Source organism: Stenotrophomonas sp. G106K1 (genome assembly GCF_037969685.1).
Classification (GTDB): Bacteria; Pseudomonadota; Gammaproteobacteria; order Xanthomonadales; family Xanthomonadaceae; genus Stenotrophomonas; species Stenotrophomonas lactitubi.
This window is the reverse complement of record NZ_JBBPFR010000002.1, coordinates 16,771-38,460: the sequence shown is the minus strand read 5'-3', so window position 1 is coordinate 38,460 and position 21,690 is coordinate 16,771. Positions and strand designations below refer to the sequence as shown.

At 68.1% G+C, this 21,690-nt stretch carries 21 protein-coding genes; 9 read left to right on the top strand and 12 right to left on the bottom strand.

Annotation, left to right across the window (positions count from 1 at the left end; all coding sequences use genetic code 11):
- Nucleotides 1-87: 87 nt before the first annotated feature.
- The 6 genes from WKB25_RS02465 to WKB25_RS02440 are packed head-to-tail and all read left to right on the top strand — an operon-like array spanning nucleotide 88 to nucleotide 6,855.
- Complete coding sequence (locus WKB25_RS02465) at nucleotides 88-777, top strand: RDD family protein (protein WP_089237631.1); 690 nt, start codon at nucleotides 88-90, stop codon at nucleotides 775-777.
- Nucleotides 774-1,766 carry a stage II sporulation protein M gene (locus WKB25_RS02460; protein ID WP_340568558.1) on the top strand — a complete coding sequence of 331 codons (993 nt, stop codon included), beginning with the start codon at nucleotides 774-776 and terminating at the stop codon, nucleotides 1,764-1,766. The genes WKB25_RS02465 and WKB25_RS02460 overlap by 4 nt, the downstream gene beginning before the upstream one ends.
- Nucleotides 1,756-3,390, top strand: coding sequence for a DUF4129 domain-containing protein (locus WKB25_RS02455; protein WP_340568555.1), 1,635 nt, complete (start codon nucleotides 1,756-1,758; stop codon nucleotides 3,388-3,390). The genes WKB25_RS02460 and WKB25_RS02455 overlap by 11 nt, the downstream gene beginning before the upstream one ends.
- A complete protein-coding gene (locus tag WKB25_RS02450; protein WP_340568553.1) occupies nucleotides 3,387-4,577 on the top strand; it encodes a DUF4350 domain-containing protein in 1,191 nt (396 codons plus the stop codon). Before WKB25_RS02455 ends, WKB25_RS02450 begins: the two co-directional genes overlap by 4 nt.
- Nucleotides 4,574-5,560 carry a MoxR family ATPase gene (locus WKB25_RS02445; RefSeq protein ID WP_340568552.1) on the top strand — a complete coding sequence of 329 codons (987 nt, stop codon included), beginning with the start codon at nucleotides 4,574-4,576 and terminating at the stop codon, nucleotides 5,558-5,560. The genes WKB25_RS02450 and WKB25_RS02445 overlap by 4 nt, the downstream gene beginning before the upstream one ends.
- A complete protein-coding gene (locus WKB25_RS02440) occupies nucleotides 5,557-6,855 on the top strand; it encodes a DUF58 domain-containing protein (RefSeq protein WP_340568551.1) in 1,299 nt (432 codons plus the stop codon). The genes WKB25_RS02445 and WKB25_RS02440 overlap by 4 nt, the downstream gene beginning before the upstream one ends.
- 32 nt (nucleotides 6,856-6,887) lie before the next feature.
- On the opposite strand, the gene WKB25_RS02435 is transcribed toward WKB25_RS02440, so the two are convergent.
- From WKB25_RS02435 to WKB25_RS02425, 3 genes are read right to left on the bottom strand one after another with little or no spacing between them, the layout of a single operon-like run.
- Nucleotides 6,888-7,535 carry a hypothetical protein gene (locus WKB25_RS02435; RefSeq protein ID WP_340568549.1) on the bottom strand — a complete coding sequence of 216 codons (648 nt, stop codon included), beginning with the start codon at nucleotides 7,533-7,535 and terminating at the stop codon, nucleotides 6,888-6,890.
- The gene (locus WKB25_RS02430; RefSeq protein WP_340568548.1) at nucleotides 7,535-8,713 is read right to left on the bottom strand and encodes a glutathionylspermidine synthase family protein; all 1,179 of its coding nucleotides are present in this window, start codon (nucleotides 8,711-8,713) and stop codon (nucleotides 7,535-7,537) included. The genes WKB25_RS02435 and WKB25_RS02430 overlap by 1 nt, the downstream gene beginning before the upstream one ends.
- Nucleotides 8,714-8,720: 7 nt before the next feature.
- Nucleotides 8,721-9,290: a DUF1190 domain-containing protein gene (locus WKB25_RS02425; RefSeq protein WP_340568547.1), complete on the bottom strand. Its 570-nt coding sequence runs from the start codon at nucleotides 9,288-9,290 to the stop codon at nucleotides 8,721-8,723.
- A 347-nt stretch (nucleotides 9,291-9,637) separates the two neighbouring features.
- Between WKB25_RS02425 and ilvD the strand changes: the two genes are divergently transcribed.
- Nucleotides 9,638-11,476, top strand: coding sequence for a dihydroxy-acid dehydratase (ilvD, locus tag WKB25_RS02420; RefSeq protein WP_340568545.1), 1,839 nt, complete (start codon nucleotides 9,638-9,640; stop codon nucleotides 11,474-11,476).
- Nucleotides 11,477-11,547: 71 nt separating this feature from the next.
- Here the strand turns inward: ilvD and WKB25_RS02415 are convergent, their stop codons facing one another.
- The 4 genes from WKB25_RS02415 to aroE form a co-directional block, all read right to left on the bottom strand.
- On the bottom strand, nucleotides 11,548-11,838 hold the full coding sequence (locus WKB25_RS02415) for a hypothetical protein (protein WP_340568543.1): 291 nt from the start codon (nucleotides 11,836-11,838) through the stop codon (nucleotides 11,548-11,550).
- Between the two features lie 129 nt (nucleotides 11,839-11,967).
- Entirely contained in the window at nucleotides 11,968-14,070 is a 2,103-nt protein-coding gene (gene dinG, locus WKB25_RS02410; RefSeq protein WP_340568541.1) for an ATP-dependent DNA helicase DinG, read from the bottom strand.
- A 152-nt stretch (nucleotides 14,071-14,222) separates the two neighbouring features.
- On the bottom strand, nucleotides 14,223-14,573 hold the full coding sequence (locus WKB25_RS02405; protein WP_340568539.1) for a hypothetical protein: 351 nt from the start codon (nucleotides 14,571-14,573) through the stop codon (nucleotides 14,223-14,225).
- Nucleotides 14,574-14,576: 3 nt separating this feature from the next.
- Entirely contained in the window at nucleotides 14,577-15,422 is an 846-nt protein-coding gene (gene aroE / locus WKB25_RS02400; RefSeq protein ID WP_340568536.1) for a shikimate dehydrogenase, read from the bottom strand.
- 48 nt (nucleotides 15,423-15,470) lie between these two features.
- Here aroE and WKB25_RS02395 point away from each other — a divergent pair, with 48 nt between their 5' ends.
- Nucleotides 15,471-16,334, top strand: coding sequence for a hypothetical protein (locus WKB25_RS02395; RefSeq protein ID WP_340568535.1), 864 nt, complete (start codon nucleotides 15,471-15,473; stop codon nucleotides 16,332-16,334).
- A 184-nt stretch (nucleotides 16,335-16,518) separates the two neighbouring features.
- Here WKB25_RS02395 and WKB25_RS02390 read toward each other — a convergent pair whose 3' ends face one another.
- From WKB25_RS02390 to WKB25_RS02375, 4 genes are all read right to left on the bottom strand, one after another.
- Complete coding sequence (locus tag WKB25_RS02390) at nucleotides 16,519-16,788, bottom strand: SHOCT domain-containing protein (RefSeq protein WP_340568534.1); 270 nt, start codon at nucleotides 16,786-16,788, stop codon at nucleotides 16,519-16,521.
- A 33-nt stretch (nucleotides 16,789-16,821) separates the two neighbouring features.
- Nucleotides 16,822-17,811 (bottom strand): porphobilinogen synthase, encoded by a 990-nt coding sequence (hemB, locus tag WKB25_RS02385; RefSeq protein WP_025877543.1) that lies wholly within the window; start codon nucleotides 17,809-17,811, stop codon nucleotides 16,822-16,824.
- Between the two features lie 19 nt (nucleotides 17,812-17,830).
- A complete protein-coding gene (locus WKB25_RS02380; RefSeq protein ID WP_340568533.1) occupies nucleotides 17,831-18,748 on the bottom strand; it encodes a bestrophin family ion channel in 918 nt (305 codons plus the stop codon).
- A gap of 123 nt (nucleotides 18,749-18,871) precedes the next feature.
- Nucleotides 18,872-19,120 (bottom strand): hypothetical protein, encoded by a 249-nt coding sequence (locus WKB25_RS02375; protein ID WP_340568532.1) that lies wholly within the window; start codon nucleotides 19,118-19,120, stop codon nucleotides 18,872-18,874.
- A gap of 181 nt (nucleotides 19,121-19,301) precedes the next feature.
- On the opposite strand from WKB25_RS02375, the gene WKB25_RS02370 reads away from it, so the two are divergent.
- On the top strand, nucleotides 19,302-19,766 hold the full coding sequence (locus WKB25_RS02370; RefSeq protein ID WP_100462055.1) for a hypothetical protein: 465 nt from the start codon (nucleotides 19,302-19,304) through the stop codon (nucleotides 19,764-19,766).
- 83 nt (nucleotides 19,767-19,849) lie between these two features.
- On the opposite strand, the gene WKB25_RS02365 is transcribed toward WKB25_RS02370, so the two are convergent.
- Nucleotides 19,850-21,652: a DUF885 domain-containing protein gene (locus WKB25_RS02365; protein ID WP_340568530.1), complete on the bottom strand. Its 1,803-nt coding sequence runs from the start codon at nucleotides 21,650-21,652 to the stop codon at nucleotides 19,850-19,852.
- Nucleotides 21,653-21,690 lie beyond the last annotated feature (38 nt).

The following is a 21,690-nucleotide window of genomic DNA, read 5'->3' as shown; positions in this document are numbered from 1 at the left end:
GCCCGACCAGGAACCGTCGAGATCCCCCATGCCCGTGGCTGCACGCCGGAGAGGACTCCAGCGCCCACTTCGGCGGCCATCGCGCTGATGGCCGCGCCGATGCTCGATACCTACCGCGAGGTGGTAACGCCGGAAGGCGTGCCGCTGCAGTTGCCTGCGGCCGGCCCGATGCCGCGTGCGCTGGCCTGGCTGATCGACCTGGCAGTCCGCTTCGGCGCGCTGACCGCGCTGTCCATTCCGCTGGCCCTGCTCGATGAGTTCGGCCGCGGCCTGTACATGGCGCTGATGTTCCTGCTGATGTGGGCCTACCCCATCGTCTGCGAAGCGCTGTGGGGCCGTACCCTCGGCAAGCGCGTGCTGGGCCTACGGGTGCTCGCGCAGGATGGCGCACCGGTGGGCTGGATGGCCTCGATCACCCGCAACCTGCTGCGCACCGTGGACATGCTGCCCTTCGGCTACGCGTTGGGCCTGATCAGCAGCCTGTTCGATCCGCATGGCCGCCGCCTGGGCGATCTGGTTGCTGGCACGATGGTGGTGCATTCGCCACCGCATTACCTGCCGCCGCCGGCGACCATCGACAGCGTGCTGGCGCCGCCGCAACCGCTACGGCCGGAAGAACAGGCGGCAGTGATGGCCTTCGCCGAACGCGCGCCACGCCTGTCTCCCGCTCGCCAGCAGGAGCTGGCCGGCATCGCCGAGCCATTGACCAGTGCGTCCGGCCAGGTCGGCGTGCTGCGCCTGTATGCGATGGCCAACTGGCTGCTGGGTCGACGATGAAGCAGGAACAGTTCGTCGCCCGCCATCAACAGGAATGGCATGACCTGGAGCAGTGGCTGCAGCATCGCGCTGGTGCCTCGCGTCGGCGCAGGCGCAGGCCGGGCGCGGAAGAAGCCGGCGATATCGGCTTCCCGCAGCGTTACCGACGGCTGTGCCAGCAGCTGGCGCTGGCCCGTGAGCGCGGCTACAGCCCGCAGCTGGTGCAGCGCCTGCAGCAGCTGATGCAGCACGGCCATGGCGTGCTGTACCGCACGCCACCGACCCGCTGGCGGCGCGCGCTGGAATTCCTGGTCGCTGATTTCCCGCTGCTGGTACGCAGCCAAGCGCGCAGCATGTGGGCGGCGCTGGCGATGTTCGCGATGCCGGCGCTGGCCTGCTTCGTGCTGGTACAGGTGTACCCGGACAGCATCCACCTGCTGATGGACAACGGCCAGATCGCCGAGATGGAGCGCATGTACGATCCATCCGCCGAGCGCCTGGGCCGCGACAGCGGCACCGACTGGATGATGTTCGGCTACTACATCATGAACAACATCAGCATCGCCCTGCGCACCTTCGCCAGCGGCCTGCTGGCGGGGTTGGGCACGTTGCTGGTGCTGCTGTTCAACGGCATCACCATCGGCGCGGTCGCCGGTCACCTGCAGCACATCGGCCATGGCGGCCCGTTCTGGCGCTTTGTGGTCGGCCACGGTGCGTTCGAGCTGACCGCGATCGTGATTGCCGGCGGCGCCGGCCTGCAGCTGGGCATGAAGCTGCTGGCGCCCGGGCGGCGCCGCCGCCTGGATGCGCTGGTCGAAGGCGGGCGCATCGGCGCGCGGCTGTGCCTGGGCGTGGCCTTCATGCTGCTGCTGGCCGCGTTCGTGGAAGCATTCTGGTCGTCCATCGCCGAAATCCCGGCTGCAGTGAAGTTCAGCGTGGCCGGTGTGCTGTGGGCCGGTGTGCTGCTGTGGCTGTGGCGCGGTGGACGCGGAGGCAACCATGCGGATTGACCACCTGGACGTGGTGCTGCGCGCGCGCAGCAGCTGGGAAGCGATGGAGCTGGGCAGTGCGCTGGCCCGCCGCCATGCACGCGGTGTGTGGGGCAGCTGGCTGCTGGCCAGCGCACCGTTGTTCGTGCTGTTCAATGCGCTGGCCTGGTGGCTGGATGCCTTTGGCTGGGCCTGGCTGGCGATGTGGTGGTGCAAGCCCTCGTTCGAGCGCGCGCCACTGTACGTACTCTCGCGTGGCATCTTCGGCGAGCGGGTCGGTGCGCGCGATGCGCTGCGCGCACAGCGGCATTGGGGCGGCAGCGGCTTCTGGGGCTACCTGGGCTGGCGCCGCTTCAGCGGCCTGCGCAGCCTGTGCCTGCCGGTCAATCTGCTGGAGGGCAATGCGCCCGCCCAGCGCGGCGCTCGCCGCCGAGCGGTGGCTGCCGGCGCCGCGGGCCCTGCGCTGGTGCTGGCGGTGACCTGCCTGGCATTCGAGCTGGTGCTGGTGATGGGCGCGATCGCCACCATCTTCATCTTCATCCCCCTGGAACTGTTGCCCGAATCCTGGCGCGCGGCGTGGGCGATGGTCAGCGTGGAAGCGCCTGCGTGGGCCAAGCTCGGCCTCAACCTGCTGTGCTGGCTGGCAGCAGCGCTGATCGGGCCGTTCTACGTGGGCGCCGGCTTCGGCCTGTACTTGAACAGGCGCACGCAGATGGAAGCCTGGGACGTGGAAATCGCCCTGCGCCGCCTGCGCGAACGCTTGCTGCCCATCGCCTCTTCGTTGGTGCTGCTGCTGTGCCTGGCGCTGCCGTTGGCGCCCGTACACGCGCAGGACGCCGACACACAGGACGCCGGGCAGACCGCTGCGGACAACGCCGATGAAGACGCAGAGGCGGAAGATGCTGAAGAAGCCGATGACGTGGCCACTGCGGAAAACGATCCGGCCAATACACCGGCAGTGATCTTCGGCGACACGCCGGTGGATACCGCTGGCTTCCGCCAGGCCGTCAACCGCGCCTACGAAGATCCGCTGCAGCGGCCGACGCGGCAGGTCAGCCGGTGGAAGCCGATCGAAGACGCGGCCGAAAAGAACAAAGACAAGAAAGAGCTGCAGAAGGACACCGGCAGCAACGCCGACCGCAAGGCGCGCAGGAGCGGCCAGCTGTGGCTGGCGCGGATCGCCGAATGGGGCCTGTGGGGGCTGCTGGGTGTCCTGCTCCTGGTGCTGTTGTTGACCGCGCGGCTGTGGCTGCCGTGGTTGCGCGGTTCCGGCCGCCGCAAGCAGAAGCAGGCACCGCAGATCACCGAAGAGCAGGTGGTAATGCCGGTGGTGCTGCCACCGGATGTAGCGACCCAGGCCGGGCTGCTGTGGGACCAGGGACGCCCGCGGCAGGCGCTGGCCCTGTTGTATCGCGCCAGCGTACGCACGCTGGTGGAGCGCACGGGTATCGCGTTGCCGCCCGGTGCGACCGAAGCACAGTGCCTGCGTGCCTCCCGGCGCATGACCGACAGCAGCGACCGTGAACTGTTCGCGCGCATCGTGCGCATGTGGCAGTACGCCGCCTACGGTGGGCGCCTGCCCAGCCGCAGCGATTTCGATGCGTTGGCCAGCACCCTGCGCCAGCAGTACGGGTGGCAGGCATGACGCCGCGCCTGTTCTGGTCATTGCTGCTGGGCGCGCTGGTCCTGTTCGGGGTACCACTGACGATCCTGTTCCTGCGCACGCACGAAAAGGTGACCGAGACCGTTGTGTTGCCGCCGCAGGGCGAAGCCAGCTACAACCCGCTGTATGTGCTGGGCCAGGCCCTGCGCGCCGACGGCATCGAGGTGCAGTCCCGGCAGCGGTTGGACCTGGCACAGATGCCACTGGCCGCCACCGATACGCTGGTGCTGCTGCAGGACACCGCCGACATGCCGCCGCGCACTGCGCAGGCCCTGCTGGACTGGGTGGATACCGGCGGCCATCTGCTGCTGCGCACGCAGCCGCCGGCCGAGGACGACGCCAGCAGCACGCAGGGTCCCTTGCTGGACAGGATCGGCGTGGACAGCCTGTTCCATGGCAGCGACTGCCAGCCCTTCCATGTGGTCGATGATCCCAGCCATGTCGAGTTCTGCGGCGGCCGGCGCTTCAGCCTGGGCTTCCAGGCCAACGCCACGGCCGAGCGCCGCTGGGGTGGCAACGAAGGGCTGGTGTTCGCGCGCCTGCCACACGGCAAGGGCAGCATCGACGTGCTCGCGGACATGGACGTCATGCGTGGTGATGGACCGAACGCGTCCACGCGCCGCCGCCCTGTCGGCGTCGATGCCGTTGCCCGCGATGGCCTGCATGACCTCTCGCACCGCGACCTGACACGCTACCTGCTCGATCCCAACTATGGGCAGGGCACGGTCTGGCTGGTGTACGGCAGCCGCCCGCCCTCGCTGGGCGCGCGCATCTTCTACCACGGCTGGCCGCTATGGGTGCCGCTGCTGCTGGCGATCCTCGGCTGGCTGTGGTCGCGTGCGCAACGCTTCGGCAGTGCCCTGCCCGCGCCGGTGATCGAGCGCCGTTCGTTGCTGGAACACGTCCGCGCCAGTGGCGAACTGCTGCTGCGCTTCGGCCATGGCACGCGCCTATACCTGGCCGTGCAGGCGCTGTTCCTGCATCGCCTGCGCCTGCGTGCGCCCGTGGCTGCCGCACTCGACGGTGCCGCGCGTGACCAAGCCATCGCCGCGGTGCTGCAATGGCCGGTCAGTCGTGTCACCAGTGCACTCACGCCGCCTTCGCCGCATGATTCCTCCGCCCTGCGCGAGCGCATCCGCTTGCTGCTCCAGATGAGATCCCTGCTATGACCGATGCCCCTGAACTTCCGGCGGCCGCCACCGCCCGCCTGATCGAACGCGTCGACGCCATCCGCCAGGCCGTCGGCCACGCCTTCATCGGCCAGGCCGATGTGCTCGACCAGATCCTGGTCGCCCTGCTGGCCGGTGGCCACGTGCTGATCGAAGGCGTGCCCGGCCTCGGCAAGACCCTGCTGGTGCGCGCGCTGGCGCAGGCGCTGGAACTGGACTATGGCCGCGTGCAGTTCACCCCCGACCTGATGCCCAGCGACGTCAGCGGGCATGCGGTGTACGACCCGAAGAGCGAGAGCTTCAAGATCCGCCGCGGCCCGGTGTTCACCAATCTGCTGCTGGCCGACGAGATCAACCGCGCCCCGGCCAAGACCCAGTCCGCGCTGCTGGAAGTGATGCAGGAGGGCCAGATCACCATCGAAGGCAAGGCCTTCACCCTGGCGCCGCCGTTCATGGCGCTGGCCACGCAGAACCCGCTGGAACAGGAAGGCACCTATCCGCTGCCGGAAGCGCAGCTGGACCGTTTCCTGCTGAAGGTGCTGATCGACTATCCGCAGCTGGAAGACGAGAAGCGCATGGTCGCGGCGATCACCAGCGGCCGTGCCGCCAGCGATTTCGACCTGAGCCAGGTGCCGCGCGTACTCGGTGCCGGCGAACTGCTGGCGTTGCAGCAGGCCACCGCGGCGATCACCGTCGATGACGAAGTGATCGACTACGCGGTGCGCATCGTGGCCGCCACCCGCCAGTGGCCGGGCATCGCCGTCGGTGCCGGCCCGCGCGGCAGCATCGCCCTGGTGCGTGCCTCGCGCGCGCAGGCGGTGCTGGCCGGGCGTGATTTCGTCACCCCCGATGATGTCCGCGACATCGCCCGCCCTGCCCTGCGCCACCGCATCGCACTGGCACCGGAGCTGCAGATCGAAGGCCAGGATGCCGACGACGTGCTGGGTGCGCTGCTGGCCAAGGTCGAAGCGCCGCGCCGATGAGGCCTGCGCCGCTGCTGCTGGCGTTGCTGTTGGCCTGGGCCGTGCTGGGCGGCATGGTGCTGGGCGGCCTGCTGCCGCGCTGGAGCTGGGCGCTGGCCGGCGCGTTGATTGCGGTGCTGGCACTGGTTGATCTGTGGCGACAACGGCGACGGCCGTCGCCCAGCGTCGAGCGCGACGTGCCCGAGGCGCTGGCACTGGGCGTGCGCCGCGAGGTCGGCCTGCGCCTGCACAGCGAACAGGCCATGCACGTGCACGTGTTCGATCTGGTGCCGGGCGGTTGGCCACTGGAATCGCTGCCGCAGCGCGTGCCGTTGCGGGCCGGCCATGTCAGCTCGCTGCATTACCACGTGCAGCCGCAGCAGCGCGGCCGTTTTGCCTTTGAGGGTGTGCAGCTGCGCATCCGCTCGCCGTGGCGGCTGTGGTGGCAGCAACGCACGCTGCCACCGGCGCTGGAGGTGCGGGTCTATCCCAACTTCGTGCCACTCACCCGCTTCGCGCTGTTCAGTGCCGACCAGGCCTCGCGACTGGTCGGTGCCCATGTGAAGCGCCGCCGCGGCGAAGGCACCGACTTCCACCAGATGCGCGAGTACCGCATCGGCGACAGCCTGCGCCAGCTCGACTGGAAGGCCACCGCACGCGCGCGCAAGCTGATCTCGCGCGAGTACCAGGACGAGAAGAACCAGCAGCTGCTGCTGATGCTCGACAGCGGCCGGCGCATGCTGGCCAGCGAAGGCGGGCTCTCGCATTTCGACCATGCCTTGAACGCCTCGCTGGTGGTGGCTTACCTGGCGCTGCGCCAGGGCGATGCCGCCGGCCTGTTCGCGGTGGGCGGCGAGCGCCGCTGGGTGGCCCCGCAGCGCGGCATGGGCACGGTGCAGCACCTGTTGCGCGCCAGCTACGACCTGCAGCCGCAGGCGGTGGCCACCGATTATCTGGCCGCCGCCACCGAAGTATCACTGCGCCAGCGTAGGCGCGCGCTGGTGATGCTGGTCAGCAACGTGCGCGACGAGGACATAGAAGACCTGCTTGCTGCCGTGCGCCTGCTGCAGCGCCGCCACCTGGTGTGCGTGGCCAGCCTGCGCGAGCGCGAGCTGGATGCTGCGCTGGAAGGTGAGGTGCACACGGTGGAAGATGCCGCGCAGGCCGGTGCCGCCGCGCTGTACCTGCAGCAGCGCGCGCAGGCGCATGACGCCCTGCGTGCGGAACGGGTGATGGTGCTGGACGTAACCGCCGACGCGCTGCCCGCCGCGCTGGTGGAACGCTACCTGGCGGTGAAACGCGAAGGGTTGCTCTGATACCAGCGACGGTTGTCGGCCAGCGGCCGGCACTACCCCTGCAGCAAGCGCTTCTGCAGCCGCTCCACCGCGCGCTGCAACAGCACGCGATGCCGCGCCAGCTTCATCCACTGCGGCAGCCGCGAGAACATCGAGCGATGATGCCCTTTGGTTTCACGCAGTGTCGCGACAGCGTACTCATGAAGCGCCTGCAGATGCTCGGCGTTGTAGGCCCAAAGCAGACCTGCGCGGGTCGGCTCGACCAGATGCAGCGGCAAGCCGAAATGTGGATCGGCGGGCTCGGCATCGCGCAGCGGACGCGTCACGACCGTGACATCGCTGCTGCGACCACATTGCCCGCATCTGGACGAAAACGTTGGTGGTGCGGGCACGCCAGCGGGAATCCTCCGATGTACATGCAACCATTGGTGCCCGCAGAATCCACAGGGTTGACGCCCCGACATGCACATCGCGCCCACCCAGTCACCACTGTCCAGCGCAACGCTGCAGCCAGTGCAGCGGAAACGCGCCGTCCAGTGGTAGGGCTGCCAGCTCGCCATCACCCAGCCCGGCGTATCGCAGCGGTGGCAGCGCACCGCGATGCGGTCAGCGAACGCATTCAGCCCGCGACCATCGTCGAAATGACGGCCCGCCACGGGAGTAGGACGCCCGCGCCGACCGGGCAGACGCCGCACCACCATCAGACGTAGATCCGCGTCGGCGCCTCGTCGACGATCGCGTGCGGCACGAAGCGCGCGCTGTCGCGGGTGATCGCGCTGTCGTCTTCGCGGATGCCGATGCCGCAGGCGTGGTCGCCGATCACCCAACTGCCGATCAGCGGGTAACCGCCTTCGAAGCGGGTGAGCGGGTGCGCACGCTGGAGGATCGCCGGACCGTCGTACGGGCCGTCGCTGCGCTGCGTGCTGCCATCGGCCAGATGCATCTCGATGTTGGCACCTTCGCGCGAGAACAGCGGCTTGCGCACCCAGCCCGAGGCCAGTGCACTGCCATCGTCGAAATGTGCTTCCAGCAGGTTCGGATGGCCGACATTGCGCTGCCACAGCAGCGGCAGGATGCCCTTGTTGCTCAGCACCGCCTTCCACGCCGGTTCCAGCAACTGTACGCCCGAGCCCGGCAGCGCGCGGCCGAATTCCTCGGCCATCAGGTCTTCCAGCGGGTACAGCTTGAACAGCGTGCCGATCACCGTGTCGTCCAACGCGGTGAAGCGCCCATCTTCGGACAGGCCGATGTCTTCAATAGCGATCGCTTGCCCGTGCAGGCCCGTCTGCGAGGCACAGTCGCGCAGGTAATCGACCGTACCGCGGTCTTCCTCAGAGCTGCCCACCGCACTGAAGTACAGCGGCGGCGGCAGCTGCGTGGCCAGCTCGCCAAAGCGTTCAACCAGGGCTTCATGGATCGCGTTGAACTGGTCGGCATGCTGCGGCAGGCGCCCAGCGTTGCGCTGGTCCTCCAGCCATTGCCACTGGAAGAAGCTGGCCTCGAACAGTGAGGTCGGCGTGTCGTAGTTCAGTTCGTACAGCTTGGCCGGGCCGGTGCCGTCATAGGCCAGGTCCAGGCGCCCGTACAGGTGCGGCTGGCGCTGACGCCAGCTGTCGGCGATCCAGTCGCGGTAATGCGCGGGGATCGCCAGCTGGTCCATCAGGCGCTCGCTGGCGATCACATCGCCGACCAGATCCATCGCCATCGCATGCAGCTCGGCGCTGGGGTCTTCGATGTCCTGTTCGATCTGGCGCAGGGTGAACGCGTAATACGCGCTTTCATCCCAGTACGGCTGGCCGTCGATGGTGTGGAAGCGGAAACCGGCTTCCTCCGCGCGCGCCCGCCACTGGGCGCGCTCGGCAATACGGATACGTTGCATGGATTGATCAGCCGCCGACGCTGCTGCCGCTGCGGCGCGCACTGGTGCTGCCGAAGCCGCTGCGGCTGGCGGTCACCGCACGGTTCGGTTCGCTGCTGACCGGGGCCAGCCCGGCCTTGCCCGCGCCGATGCCGCTGGCGGTGTTCAGGCCGCCGCTGCCGCCCGGGGCAGGACGCGCCCAACCGGCGCTCTTGTCCTGGTAGGCAGGCGCCGACGCCGGCGCCTGCGGGGCCAGGCTGCCGCGGTTGCTCAGCATCTGCGACATGAAGAAGCCCATCATCATCGGGCCGATGAACGAGGTGCCGGCCGAGGTGTGCTGCTGCACGCACTGCTCAGGCTTGTAGTCCTGTTCGCAGGCTTCCTTGGTCGCGTACTTCGGCGCTGCATCGGCGGACTTCTTCTGCGCCTCGGCAAATGCATTGCGGCAGGCAGAAGGATCAGCGGTAGCCGTGGTGCAGGCCTCCACCGAGGTATACAGGCCTTCCTGCACCTGCACCTGCTCTTCCTTCTGGCAGGCAGTGAACAGCAGCGGCGCAGCGCTCATCAGCAGCAGCGCGGTGGTGCGGGAACGTTTCATGGCCTCATGCCTTCAAGTCGGAACAATGCCCCATCATGCCAAATCCCGGCCAACAACCGGAATCGGCAAAGTGGGAAAGATGAACGATCTTTCATTTTCGCCGTCCTCCCCAGCCCCATCCACGCACAACGTCGATCGCCCGTGTCGACCAAGGTCGACACCCACCAACTGCGGCGGGAACCCCGCCATCCCAGGGATAGCCAGTTTTTGACGTTGACGTTGCCGTTGATTCGGCAGGTGCAGGGCGCAGCCCTGCCGGACCACCACCGGTGGTTGCAGCAGCAACCGAAAAACTCCGCCATGATCAACCGACCCCCACGTCGTACGGCCCGCCCGTTCCGCCAGCCATGCCTGAATACCGCTCCCGCACCTCCACCGCCGGCCGCAACATGGCCGGCGCCCGCGCCCTGTGGCGTGCCACCGGCATGAAGGATGGCGACTTCCACAAGCCGATCATCGCCATCGCCAACTCCTTCACCCAGTTCGTGCCCGGCCACGTGCACCTGAAGGACCTTGGCCAGCTGGTCGCGCGCGAGATCGAACAGGTCGGCGGCGTCGCCAAGGAATTCAACACGATCGCCGTGGACGACGGCATCGCCATGGGCCACGACGGCATGCTGTACTCGCTGCCCAGCCGCGAGATCATCGCCGACGCCGTCGAATACATGGTCAACGCCCACTGCGCCGACGCGCTGGTGTGCATCAGCAACTGCGACAAGATCACCCCCGGCATGCTGATGGCGGCGCTGCGCCTGGACATCCCGGTGGTGTTCGTCTCCGGCGGACCGATGGAAGCCGGCAAGACCAGGCTGTCCGAGCACAAGCTGGACCTGGTCGACGCGATGGTCGTCGCTGCCGATGACAGCGCCTCGGATGAGAAGGTTGCCGAGTACGAGCGCAGCGCCTGCCCCACCTGTGGCTCGTGCTCGGGCATGTTCACCGCCAATTCGATGAACTGCCTGACCGAAGCGCTGGGCCTGTCGCTGCCCGGCAACGGCACCACCCTGGCCACGCATGCCGACCGCGAAGCGCTGTTCCGCCGTGCCGGCCGCCTGATCGTCGAGCTCTGCCATCGCTGGTATGGCGGCGAGGATCCGCGCGCACTGCCGCGCGGCATCGCCACCCAGGCCGCGTTCGCGAACGCGATGACCCTGGACATCGCCATGGGCGGGTCCACCAACACCATCCTGCACCTGCTGGCCGCCGCGCAGGAAGCGGAGGTCGACTTCGACCTGTCCCACATCGACGGACTGTCGCGGCGCGTGCCACAGCTGTGCAAGGTGGCGCCGAACTCGCCCAAGTACCACGTCGAAGATGTGCATCGCGCCGGTGGTGTGTTCGGCATCCTCGGTGAGCTGGACCGCGCCGGGTTGCTGGATACGTCCGTGCCTACCGTGCACAGCAGCACGCTCGGTGAAGCACTCGATCGCTGGGACGTGATGCGCAGCGACAACGACACCCTGCACACCTTCTTCAAGGCCGGCCCCGCCGGCATTCCCACCCAGGAAGCCTTCAGCCAGGCCACGCGCTGGCCATCGCTGGACCAGGATCGCGCCGAAGGCTGTATCCGTGCGCTGGAGCATGCCTATTCGCAGGAAGGCGGGCTGGCCGTGCTGCGCGGCAACCTCGCCATCGACGGCTGCGTGGTGAAGACCGCCGGCGTGGACGAATCGATCCACGTGTTCGAAGGCAATGCGCGCGTGTTCGAAAGCCAGGACGCGGCGGTGGCCGGCATCCTCGCCGATGAAGTAAAGCCCGGCGACGTGGTGGTGATCCGCTACGAAGGACCGAAGGGCGGCCCGGGCATGCAGGAAATGCTGTATCCGACCAGCTACCTGAAGTCGAAGGGGCTGGGCAAGCAATGTGCGCTGCTGACCGATGGTCGTTTCTCCGGTGGCACCTCGGGCCTGTCGATCGGCCACGTTTCGCCGGAAGCGGCCAGCGGCGGTGTGATCGGACTGGTGGAGGATGGTGACCGCATCCGCATCGACATTCCGGCGCGCCGCATCGACCTGCTGCTGGACGATGCCACCCTGGCACAACGCCGCGCCGACGCCGACGCGCGTGGCTGGAAGCCGCGTGCACCGCGTCCGCGCAAGGTCACCAGCGCGCTGAAGGCGTACGCCCTGCTGGCCACCAGCGCCGACAAGGGCGCCGTACGCAACACCGCCCTGCTCGGTGATTGACAGAAAAGGGGACGGAGGGGATTAAGTCGTTTGTGCCACAAACGACTTAATCCCCTCCATGCCCTTTTTGCTCAGAACGAGAACAGCTCGCCATCCATGCGGCACGAGCCTGCGGAAACGTGGACCGCACCGCCGGACTGCAGCTCGAACACCACGCGGATGCCGCCCTCGGCGCGATCCTCGCTCGCCATCACTTCGTTGATCGATGCACTCGGACCCCAGGGCTCGCTCCTGTCCAGCACCACATGCTCGACCGCTTCGAACTGCAGATGGCGCTCCGTTTGGGTCGCATCGCGGAGGACGAGCTCGAAAGTGGCGGCGATCCAGTCACTGTGGGTCGCGATGATTGTCCAATCGTGCATGTGACTCCCCTCTGCGCGTGCGGTCGCGCCATGGTAGTCCAATCCGCGAGGTTGCCGGCCAGCGGCCGGCACTACCACTTCAGGGGTTGAGGCTTTTCACCGGACATGGCCCGCCGCTACCAGAGCGCGTCAGCCGATGGTGCGCTTGAACGGCGGCAGCGCGTCGATGATGCGCTTGCCGTAGCGACGGGTCAGCAGCCGCGAGTCGAGGATGATCACCCGGCCGGTGTCGGTGGAGGTGCGGATCAGGCGGCCGGCGAACTGGGTCAGCGTGCGCAGCGCATGGGGAATCGCGATCAGGTTGAACGCATTGAGCCCGCGCGCTTCCACCCACTCGCTGAGGGTGGCGGTCTGCGGATCGGTCGGCACCGCGAACGGTACCTGGGTGATCACCACCGTGGTGCAGGCCTCACCCGGAAGATCCAGGCCTTCGCCGAACGAGTTGAGCCCGAACAGCACCGAACCCTCGCCGGCGGCCACGCGGCGCAGGTGTTCGTCGATCATGCGCGTCTTCGACATCTCGCCCTGCACCAGCACCTGCTTGCGCTTGGCGGCCGGCATCAGGCCCGCCACCTTCTCCATCTTCCAGCGCGAGGTGAACAGCACCATCGAGCCTTTCGTCCAGTCCAGTTCCTTGCCGATGTAGCGCGCCACCTCACGCGGATGGCCTTCGCGATCATCGGGCGTGACCGGGAACGGCGGCACGATCAGCTCGGCCTGGTTGGGCAGGTCGAACGGGGAGGACAGCGAGACCATCTCGGCGGTTTCGGGGATGCCGTTGTCGATCGCCAGTGACTGGAAGTCGCCACCGCCGGTCAGCGTCGCCGAGGTCATCACCACCGAATCCACTTCATCCCACAACAGCTTGCGCAGCACGTGCGCGGCCGACACCGGCGAGCCATGCAGCACCAGGTCGCCATCGCGGGTGGCGGTCACCCAGCGTGCCATCGGTGGCGCGCCTTCTTTGTCCTCGCGGCGCCAGACCTGCCACAGGTTGTACTGCTGCTCGATCATCTCCAGCGCCATGCCCAGGTTGCGCTGCAGGCGCTCGCGCGCCGGATCGTCCGGCTTGCCCTTGGCGACCTGCGCGGTGGCCGCGTGCGCCCAGTTGTAGAGGCTGCGGGTATCGTCGGCCAGCGCCTCGATCGGCTCGCGCCAGGCCTCGGGCAGGCGTCCGTTGGCCGCGCGCCACATCGGCTCCTCGTCGGCCGGCGCCGGCATCCACACCGCCTCGACATGGTCGCGGAACGCACGCAGGCCCTTGGCCACGTTGCTGGCCGCGTCGATGGCTTCGTTCGGCAGCAGGTTGCCGAGGCGATCCTTGTCGACCGCGCGGTAGGCACCGGCGATCAGGATCTGCAGGCGGCCGGTGCGCTTGGCCATTTCATCCAATGCCAGGCTGGCCGCGCCCTGGTCGATGGCCACATTGCCAACGTGGTGGCCTTCGTCGAGCACCAGCAGCATGTCCGACGGCGCGGCGATCATCGGCTGGCCGTTGTCGCTGTCACCAATGGACAGCGCCGACAGCAGCAGGGCGTGGTTGGTGACCACGATCTGCGCATCGCGCACGGTGTTGCGCGAGCGCAGCACCGCGCACTGCGCCGAGTACGCACAGCGCCTGCCCGCGCAACCCGAGGCCGGCGTGGTGATGCGGCTGCGCAGGCCGGGGCTGATGGTTTCCGGTGCGTTGTCGATGTCGCCGTCCCAGCTGCCGTTGCTGAAGGCCACGGTGAGGCGCTTGGCGATGTCCATCTCGATCGGTGCCAGCGGGCGGTCGAACAACGGCTGCTCGTCCTCGAACATGCCGTTCTGCGCGCCCTCGCCATGTGCCTCGGCGGCGTTGCGCGTGCACAGGTAGCGGGTGCGGCCCTTGGCCAGTGCAACGGTCGCTTCCAGGCCGGTGGCCTTGAGGAAGTTCGGAATATCGCGCTCGACCAGCTGCGACTGCAGCGCCACGGTACCGGTGCTGATCACCAGCTTCTTCTTGCTGGCCAGGGCAATCGGCACGCCGGCGGTCAGGTAGCCCAGGCTCTTGCCAACGCCAGTCGGCGCCTCGACCACGCCCACGCCACCACTGGTGGACAGCGCACGTGACACCACGCCGATCATCTGGCTCTGCGAACGGCGGGTGGAGAAGCCGGGGGTATTGGCCTGCAGCGTCGTGTACGCCTTGCGGATCGCGTCCTTCAAGGTGTCATCGAGCTTGCGTGGGGCGGCGACGGTTTCGGTCACGCCAGAACTACCGTAGCGGGGTCAGGCCGGCCATTGTCGCATGGCCGGCCACGGGCTCCGAGGCGCGGGCGCTGAACAGGGTCAGCCGCGTCGCGCGATGACTGGATGCGCGCGCCGCAACAGCACCGACGCGGCCAAGGCCGCCATCGCAGTCAGGGCGTAGCGGCGCGCTGCCGCAGCAGCCGCACCAGTGCCCAGACCAGCAGTACCGTGCCGACGGCATCGAGCATGGCCAGGCCGAAGTGGACCACGCCCAGCACGGTGCTCAGCTGCGAGATCGCACCGAAGTCGCCGTTGCTGACCATCCACATCGGCACCAGATTGGCCAGCAGGCTGCCCATGCTGGACGCCAGCAACAGCAGCAGGCCGGTCAGCGCGCCGGTGCGTGCCGGATCGCGTGGCGCGCCCATCACCCAGACCAGGCCGACGCACAGGGCGATCAGCACCGGCAGGCGCACGCCGACCATGGTCAGCAGGGAGACCATCAGAGCCTGGCTGTCCATTGATCAGTCCTGCCCGGCGAAGGCACCGGCACCGGCGCGCAGCTGCTGGTAGACCTCGTCGGTCTGCGGGCGTACGGCATGCCACTGCAGGAAGCTCTCCGCCGCCTGCTCGACCAGCATGCCCAGGCCATCGACCGTGTTGCGGCACTGCGCGGCGCGCGCCCAGGCCAGGAACGCGATGGCGGCCTCGCCGTAGTTCAGGTCGACCGCCGTGGTCATCGAATTGACCAGCGACAGCGGCAGCTTGAACTCGGCGTCGCGATCGCGCCCGGCCGAGGTGGCGTTGAGGATCAGCTCGAAGTCACCGAGGTCGCGCAGATCGTCCCAGTAGCGGCTGAGCGCGCGGCCCGGCTCGCCCATGGCATCGATCAGTTCGTCGGCGCGTTCCGGCGTGCGGTTGACCACCACCAGTTCGGTGATGCCGGCATCCAGCAGCGCCGGCGCAACGCTGCGCGCCGAACCACCGGCGCCCAGCAGCAGCACGCGGCGGCCGCGCAGGTCCAGGCTGTGGCGGTCGGTGAGGTCGCGCACCAGGCCGATGCCATCGGTGGTGTCACCGTGCCAGCGGTCGCCCTTGCGCAGCAGGGTGTTGACCGAGCCGGCGCGGCGCGCGCGCGCGGTCAGCGTGGTGCACACCGAGAACGCCGCTTCCTTGTGCGGTGAGGTGACGTTGGCACCGACACCGCCCTCGGCGGCGAATGCCTCCAGCCCGGCCAGGAAGGCGTCCGGAGCAAGATCGATGCTGCGGTAGTCGAGGGAGATGCCTTCCTGGCGACCGAACGCCGCATGGATCTGCGGCGACTTCGAGTGGGCGACGGGGTGTCCGAAGACGGCGTAACGATCGGTCATGGAATCCTCAAGCTGGCTAGACTGGTGCTCTTTCGTGCATGGACCTGGATGATGCGTATCGCCCCGACCCTGCTGGTGCTCGCCGCCAGTCTACTCTCTGCCCCGGTGGCGATGGCGTTGAACGAGTACGGCATCGAGGGCATGGGCGTGGTCTCCACCCGCGCCGATGAGGGCCGGGCCACGATCAGCGCCGACGGCCAGCGCATCGTCTTCGCCCGCCGTGGCGAGGCCGGCTGGGGGCTGTGGCAGGCCCGCGTGGTCGACGGCCGCTGGCAGCAGGCGCAGGCCTTGCCGCTGGCGGTGTCCGGCGAGGTGCGCGATCCGTATTTCAGCCGCGACGGCCGCTGGCTGCTGTTCGCCGCAGGCCGCGAGGGCCGGCTGGCGCTGTACCGGGCAGCGATCGCTGCCGATGGCAGCGTGGGCACGCCGCAGCCATTGGCCGGCGATGGCGGTCGCCATGAGGAGCGCGGCCCGGCATTGAGTGCGGACGGGCGGCGGCTGCTGTTTGCCCGCCAGCAGGGCCGTGGTGCCGGCTGGGACCTGTTCGTGGCCACGCTGGACGCGCAGGGCGCGCGCGGGCCGGCGACAGCGTTGCAGGCATTGAACAGTGCTGCCGATGAAACCGATGGCGACTGGCTGGGCAGCGCAGGCGCGGTGGCCTTCAGCCGTGGCAGCGGTGGCCCCGCGCAGGTCTGGACCAGCGGCTGCGCGTGGACGGGCGCTGCGTTGCAGCCGTTGGGGTTGTCGTTCAACCAGGCCAGCGGCTGGACCGGCGCGCCGGTGGTCGACAACGCCAAGCCGGGCGAAATGATGGTGGCCAGCAGCGCGGCGAAGTCGCCACGCGCCGGTGGCGTGGACGTGTATCGGCTGGCAGTGCCGAAGATGGTGGCAGTGGCGGAGTGCGTGCGGTAGATCCACGCCATGCGTGGATGATGGTGCGGTGGGTGCCGACCGATACCCCTCCGGTAGGTGCCGACCGCCCCCCTCCGGCAGGTGCCGACCTTGGTCGGCACAGAAACAAAACCGCCAACCAAGGTTGGCGACTACCCGTAGATCCACGCCATGGGTGGATGGCCCGGATGCGGGGCCACGGTTCTCAGCGCGACAGCACCTTCGCGCGCTGCTGTTCGTATTCCACTTCGCTGAGCCGGCCGTTGTCCTTGCGCCGGTTCAGTTCGGCCAGCTCGGCCTGCATGCTCTCAGGCAGGGCCTGCTCGCGGGCAACCTGGGCGGCAGCGGAGAGCTGCTCGGGCGGCCGTCGTGCGGCACGCCAGGCAGCGACGAACACGCCGACGATGATGGCCCCGAACACCAGCGTACCGGTGCCCCAGATCAACCATTGCATCCAACCCATTTCAGGTCCCATCGCGTGTTCCTCCGTCCGTCGTGGGCGCTATTGTCAGCGCTCGCGCAGCCAACGCGCCACCTGCGGCGCGAAATAGGTCAGCACGCCATCGGCGCCGGCACGCTTGAAGCCCAGCAGCGATTCCAGCACGCAGGCGCGCTCGTCCAGCCAGCCGTTGGCGAACGCCGCCTTCATCATCGCGTACTCGCCGCTGACCTGGTAGGCGAAGGTCGGCACACCGAAGGTCTCCTTCACCCGCCGCACCAGGTCCAGGTACGGCATGCCGGGCTTGACCATCACCATGTCCGCGCCCTCCTCCAGGTCCAGGGCGATTTCCCGCATCGCCTCGTCACCGTTGGCCGGATCCATCTGGTAGGTCTTCTTGTCGGCCTTGCCAAGGCTGGCCGCACTGCCCACCGCGTCACGGAACGGGCCGTAGAACGCCGAAGCGTACTTGGCCGAGTAGGCCATGATGCGCACGTTGAGGTGGTGGTCGGCATCCAGCGCACGACGGATCGCACCGATACGGCCATCCATCATGTCCGACGGAGAAATGATGTCCGCGCCCGCCTCGGCATGCGACAGCGACTGCTTGACCAGCGCTTCGACGGTGATGTCGTTGAGCACATAGCCCTTGTCATCGATGATGCCGTCCTGGCCGTGCGTGGTGTACGGATCCAGGGCCACGTCGGTCATCACCCCCAGCTCCGGGAAACGCGACTTCAGCGCGCGGATCGCACGCTGCGCCAGGCCGTCCTCTGCCCACGCCGCGGATGCGTCCAGCGACTTCTGCGAGGCGTCAAGCACCGGGAACAGATCGATCACCGGGATGCCGAGTTCCAGCGCTTCCTCGGCCACCTTCAGCAGTTCTTCGATCGACAGCCGCTCTACGCCGGGCATCGACGGCACCGCGACGCGGCCAGCCGGTTCGTGCACGAACACCGGATAGATCAGGTCGTCGGTGGTCAGCGTGTTCTCGCGCATCAGGCGGCGCGAGAATTCGTCATGGCGCATGCGCCGTGGGCGGTAATGGGGATGAGGCATGGCAGGCTCCGGGGAGTGGCTATTGCAACAGGTAGCCCTGCGGCAGCAGGGGTTCGGGCAACGGGCGTTCGCCGAGGGCATCGAGCTGGTCGATCTCGATGGTGCGCACCAGCGCGTCCAACGGCAGGTCATTCGGCTCCAGGCCGAACGGGTCTTCCATTTCTTCACCCAACTGGTCCAGGCCGAAGAAGGCATAGGCCAGCACCGCCGACAGCATCGGTGTGGCCCAACCCAGCGAGCTGGCCAGACCGAACGGCAGCAGTACGCAGAACATCCACGCGCAGCGATGCAGCAGCAGGGTGTAGGCGAACGGCAGCGGGGTGGTGAGGATGCGCTCGCAGCCAGCCTGGATCGAGGACATCGCGTGCAGGCGCTCTTCCAGCTGGACGTAGAGGATGGAATCGAGCGTGCCTTCGCGATGGGCCTGGGCCAGTTCGGCGGCGATCATCGCCAGCAGCGCATCGGGCACGTTGCCGCGCAGCGCCAGCTGCCCGCGCTGCGCTTCGTCCAGCCATGGCACTGCGGCCAGCGCCACGTCGCGGGCGCGCAGGCGCGCGGCCAGTGCATAGGCAAAAGCGGTGGTCAGGTAGCTGATGCGCTGGCGGCGTGGCGCATCGTCGGCCAGCAGTACCTGTACCTGCCGCGCCAGCGAACGCGATTCGAACACCAGTTGGCCCCACAGCTTGCGACCCTCCCACCAGCGGTCGTAGCAGGCGCTGTTGCGGAAGCTGAGGAAGATCGACAGGACCAGGCCGAGCAGGGTGAACGGGGTGACCGAGACGCGCTCGATGCCGATCGGCGGCGCCAGCTCCACCACCGCGGCGACTGCGACGGACAGGATCAGGATGGCCAGTACCTTGGGCGCGATCGCCGGAACGATGGAGCCACGCAGGATGTACAGCAGTTGCCAGCCGTGGGGACGGGAACGAATGATCATGGGAGCAGCCGCGCAGCGCGCAGTTCGACAGGCGCGCGGGGGGCTCGCGCAGCCGCCCATTCTACTCTCTGCCCGGCCAGCGGCCGTGTCCCTGCGACGCCCTGTCGCACCGGCCGGGCCGGCTCAGATCACCCCGCCACCCAGCCCCAGGCGCAGGATGCCGACCACCACCACGATGCCGTTCAGGATCAGCCCCGTCCAGGCCCTGCCGCGCTTGCTGGGGTGAGTGAACAGGATGCCGAGCGCAGCAATGATCGCGCCGACCGCAGCAAACGGGATCAGGAACCAGTTGCCCCAGCCCAGCAACGGTATCAACGCCAGGATCATCCACACCAGCGCCAGTACGCCCCACAACAGACTGATCACACCCATAGCGCGCTCCCGTGGTTGTTCTGGCCCCAACCATAGCCGTTCCCGGCAGCGCCGCCTACCGCCGTTGCCGTCAACCTCACCGGCGCCGTGCTAGCGTGCGGCCATGGGTCGAGCACCGATGTTGGCGCCGATTCAGAGTGCCCGGCTGATGATCCGAACCAGTCCTACAGGGGTATACGCCATGAACATCCGTTGGGTCGCCTTGGCGGCCATGCTGCTGACCGTTGCCGGTTGCGCCAGCACTTCCAAGGTCATGCTGGGCCGCGCCCGCGCGCCGATCGATCCGGCCCAGGTGCAGATCTATTCGACGCCACCCGCCGGTTCGCAGGAAATCGCCCAGCTGGAGTCGTCTTCGGCGGTGGGCTTCGGCACGCAGGGCCAGACCGACGCCGCCGTGGCCCGCCTGAAGCGCGAAGCCGCTGCGCTCGGTGCCAACGGCGTGATCCTGATGGGCGTGGGCAGCAGTGGCTCACCGGTCGGCATGTCGGTGGGTGCCGGCAGTTTCGGTTCACATGTGGGCGGTGGCGTGGGCATCGGCATACCGACCACGCAGAAACGCGCCGCCGGCGTGGCGATCTGGGTGCCGAACCCGGCGCCGCCGGCACGCCTGCCGACACAGACGATCACCCCGCAACCGCAGCGGTGACCCGCACGGGTCACCGCAGGTAGCGCCGGGCCATGCCCGGCGTCTCTTCCACTGCGCTCGCCGGGCGTGGCCCGGCGCTACCGTTACTTCTTCTGGTATTTCGGCACGAACACCTGGTTCACCGCTTCGGCCAGCTGGTCCGGCGGCAACAGGCCCTGGTCGAGCAGGAAGTTGTTGAACGCCAGGCGGTCGAACTTCGCGCCCAGTGCCAGCTCGGTCTGCATGCGCAGTTCGAGGATGCGGGTGTAGCCGTAGAAGTAGCTGCCCGCCTGGCCCGGCATGCGCACCATGTAGCGGTCCAGTTCCTGGGTCGCCATCGCCTTGGACAGACCCACCTGCTCGATCAGCACGCGCTCGCCGTTGGCACGGTCGGTCAGGCCGAGGTTGAGCATCGGGTCCAGCATGGCGCGGGCGGCACGCAGCAGGCGGAACTGCAGCGCGATCATCTGCCCGTCCAGCGGCTCGTACGGCACCATCTCCGCTTCGGCATACAGCGCCCAGCCTTCCACGTTCACCGAATTGAACGCGAACATCGTGCGCGCCAGCGACACGCCGCGCTCGACCATCGCGGTGAACTGCAGTTCGTGGCCCGGGCGGCCTTCATGCGCGCTCAGCGTCCAGGCTGCCGAACCGAAGTTGAAGTCGTCGTACTGCGCACCTGCACCGGCGGCCGGGTTGCCCAGCGGCAGCACGAAGGTGCCCTGCTGCCCGGTGTTGTTGACCAGCGGCGCGGGCAGGAAGTGCGGTGCCGGGCTGGCAGCGCTTTCGGCGGCCGAGCCCAGGCGCATCTGCATCGCGCGCTGCGGCACATCGACGATGCGGTGTTCGCGGATCAACGGATCGATGGCATCGATCACCTTGCGGTAGTGGCCTTCAAGCTGGTCATCGGCGATCTTCTCGCCCTTCAGCGCACGGATCACCGCCACCGGGTCACTCGGATCACTGACCTTCAGGCCTTTCTCTTTCACCACCAGCGGCGCCAGCTGGCGCATCGCCGAGCGGGTTTCCATGAACTCCAGCTGCGCGCGCTGCATGAGCAGCTTCGGGTCGATGTCAATGCCTACCTGCTTAAGCTGGTAGGCGTACAGCGGGGCCGGCAGGCGCGCATCGGCACGTGCCTTCGGCAGCACCTCCTTGCGGGTCCATGCGGCGTAGTCCTTCATCTGCACGGCAAGCGTCTTCATCGCCTCGTCGGCACCGGCGACCTGGTACTTCTTCAGCAACGACTCGATGCCGGTGATGTAGGTCTCGACGTTGTCCAGCGACTGCTGCACTTCGATCTTCGTCGGCTGCAGCAGCGTGCTGTCCTTCAACCGCTCTTCGTAACGCTGGCGGGCCAGCGTGGTGAACGCGGTGCCACCCGGCTGCAGGCCCGCGTATGCCTTGAGGCGATCGACCGCCTTGGCCCGGCGCTCGGCCGGCACCTGGTCGGACAGCAGCAGGTTGAGGCCGCTGAACACGCTCTGCGGCGCATCACGCCACGGCAGCAGGTACTTCTGGTTGAGCTCGCTGCCTTCAATGTTCTGGTTGGCGGCGGCGATCATGATCTCCAGGTCCTGGCGGACGTTGGGATCCTTCTCGCTGGCCAGCTTGGCCTTCAGTTCGTCACGGGCCTTGGCCATCGCGGCGCGGTAGCGCTGGTCGTTGTCCGGGCCCAGGTCGGCCACCTTGTCGTCGTAGCCGGGCACGCCGAAGAAGCCGGTTTCCTCGGGCTGGAACGGGCCCTGGGCATCCAGCAGGATCTGCGCAAGCGCGTTGCTGCGCGCGACCCAGGCCGGGCTGGCCGGGGTAGCCGCCTTGGCGGCGGGTGCGGCCAGGGCCGACGGTGCGGACAGCAGCGGGGCGGCGGTCAGGGCCAGGGCGATGGCAAGCGCGATCGGCTTCATGGAGCACTCCAGGACAGGGTTGCCCGCACCCTACGCGC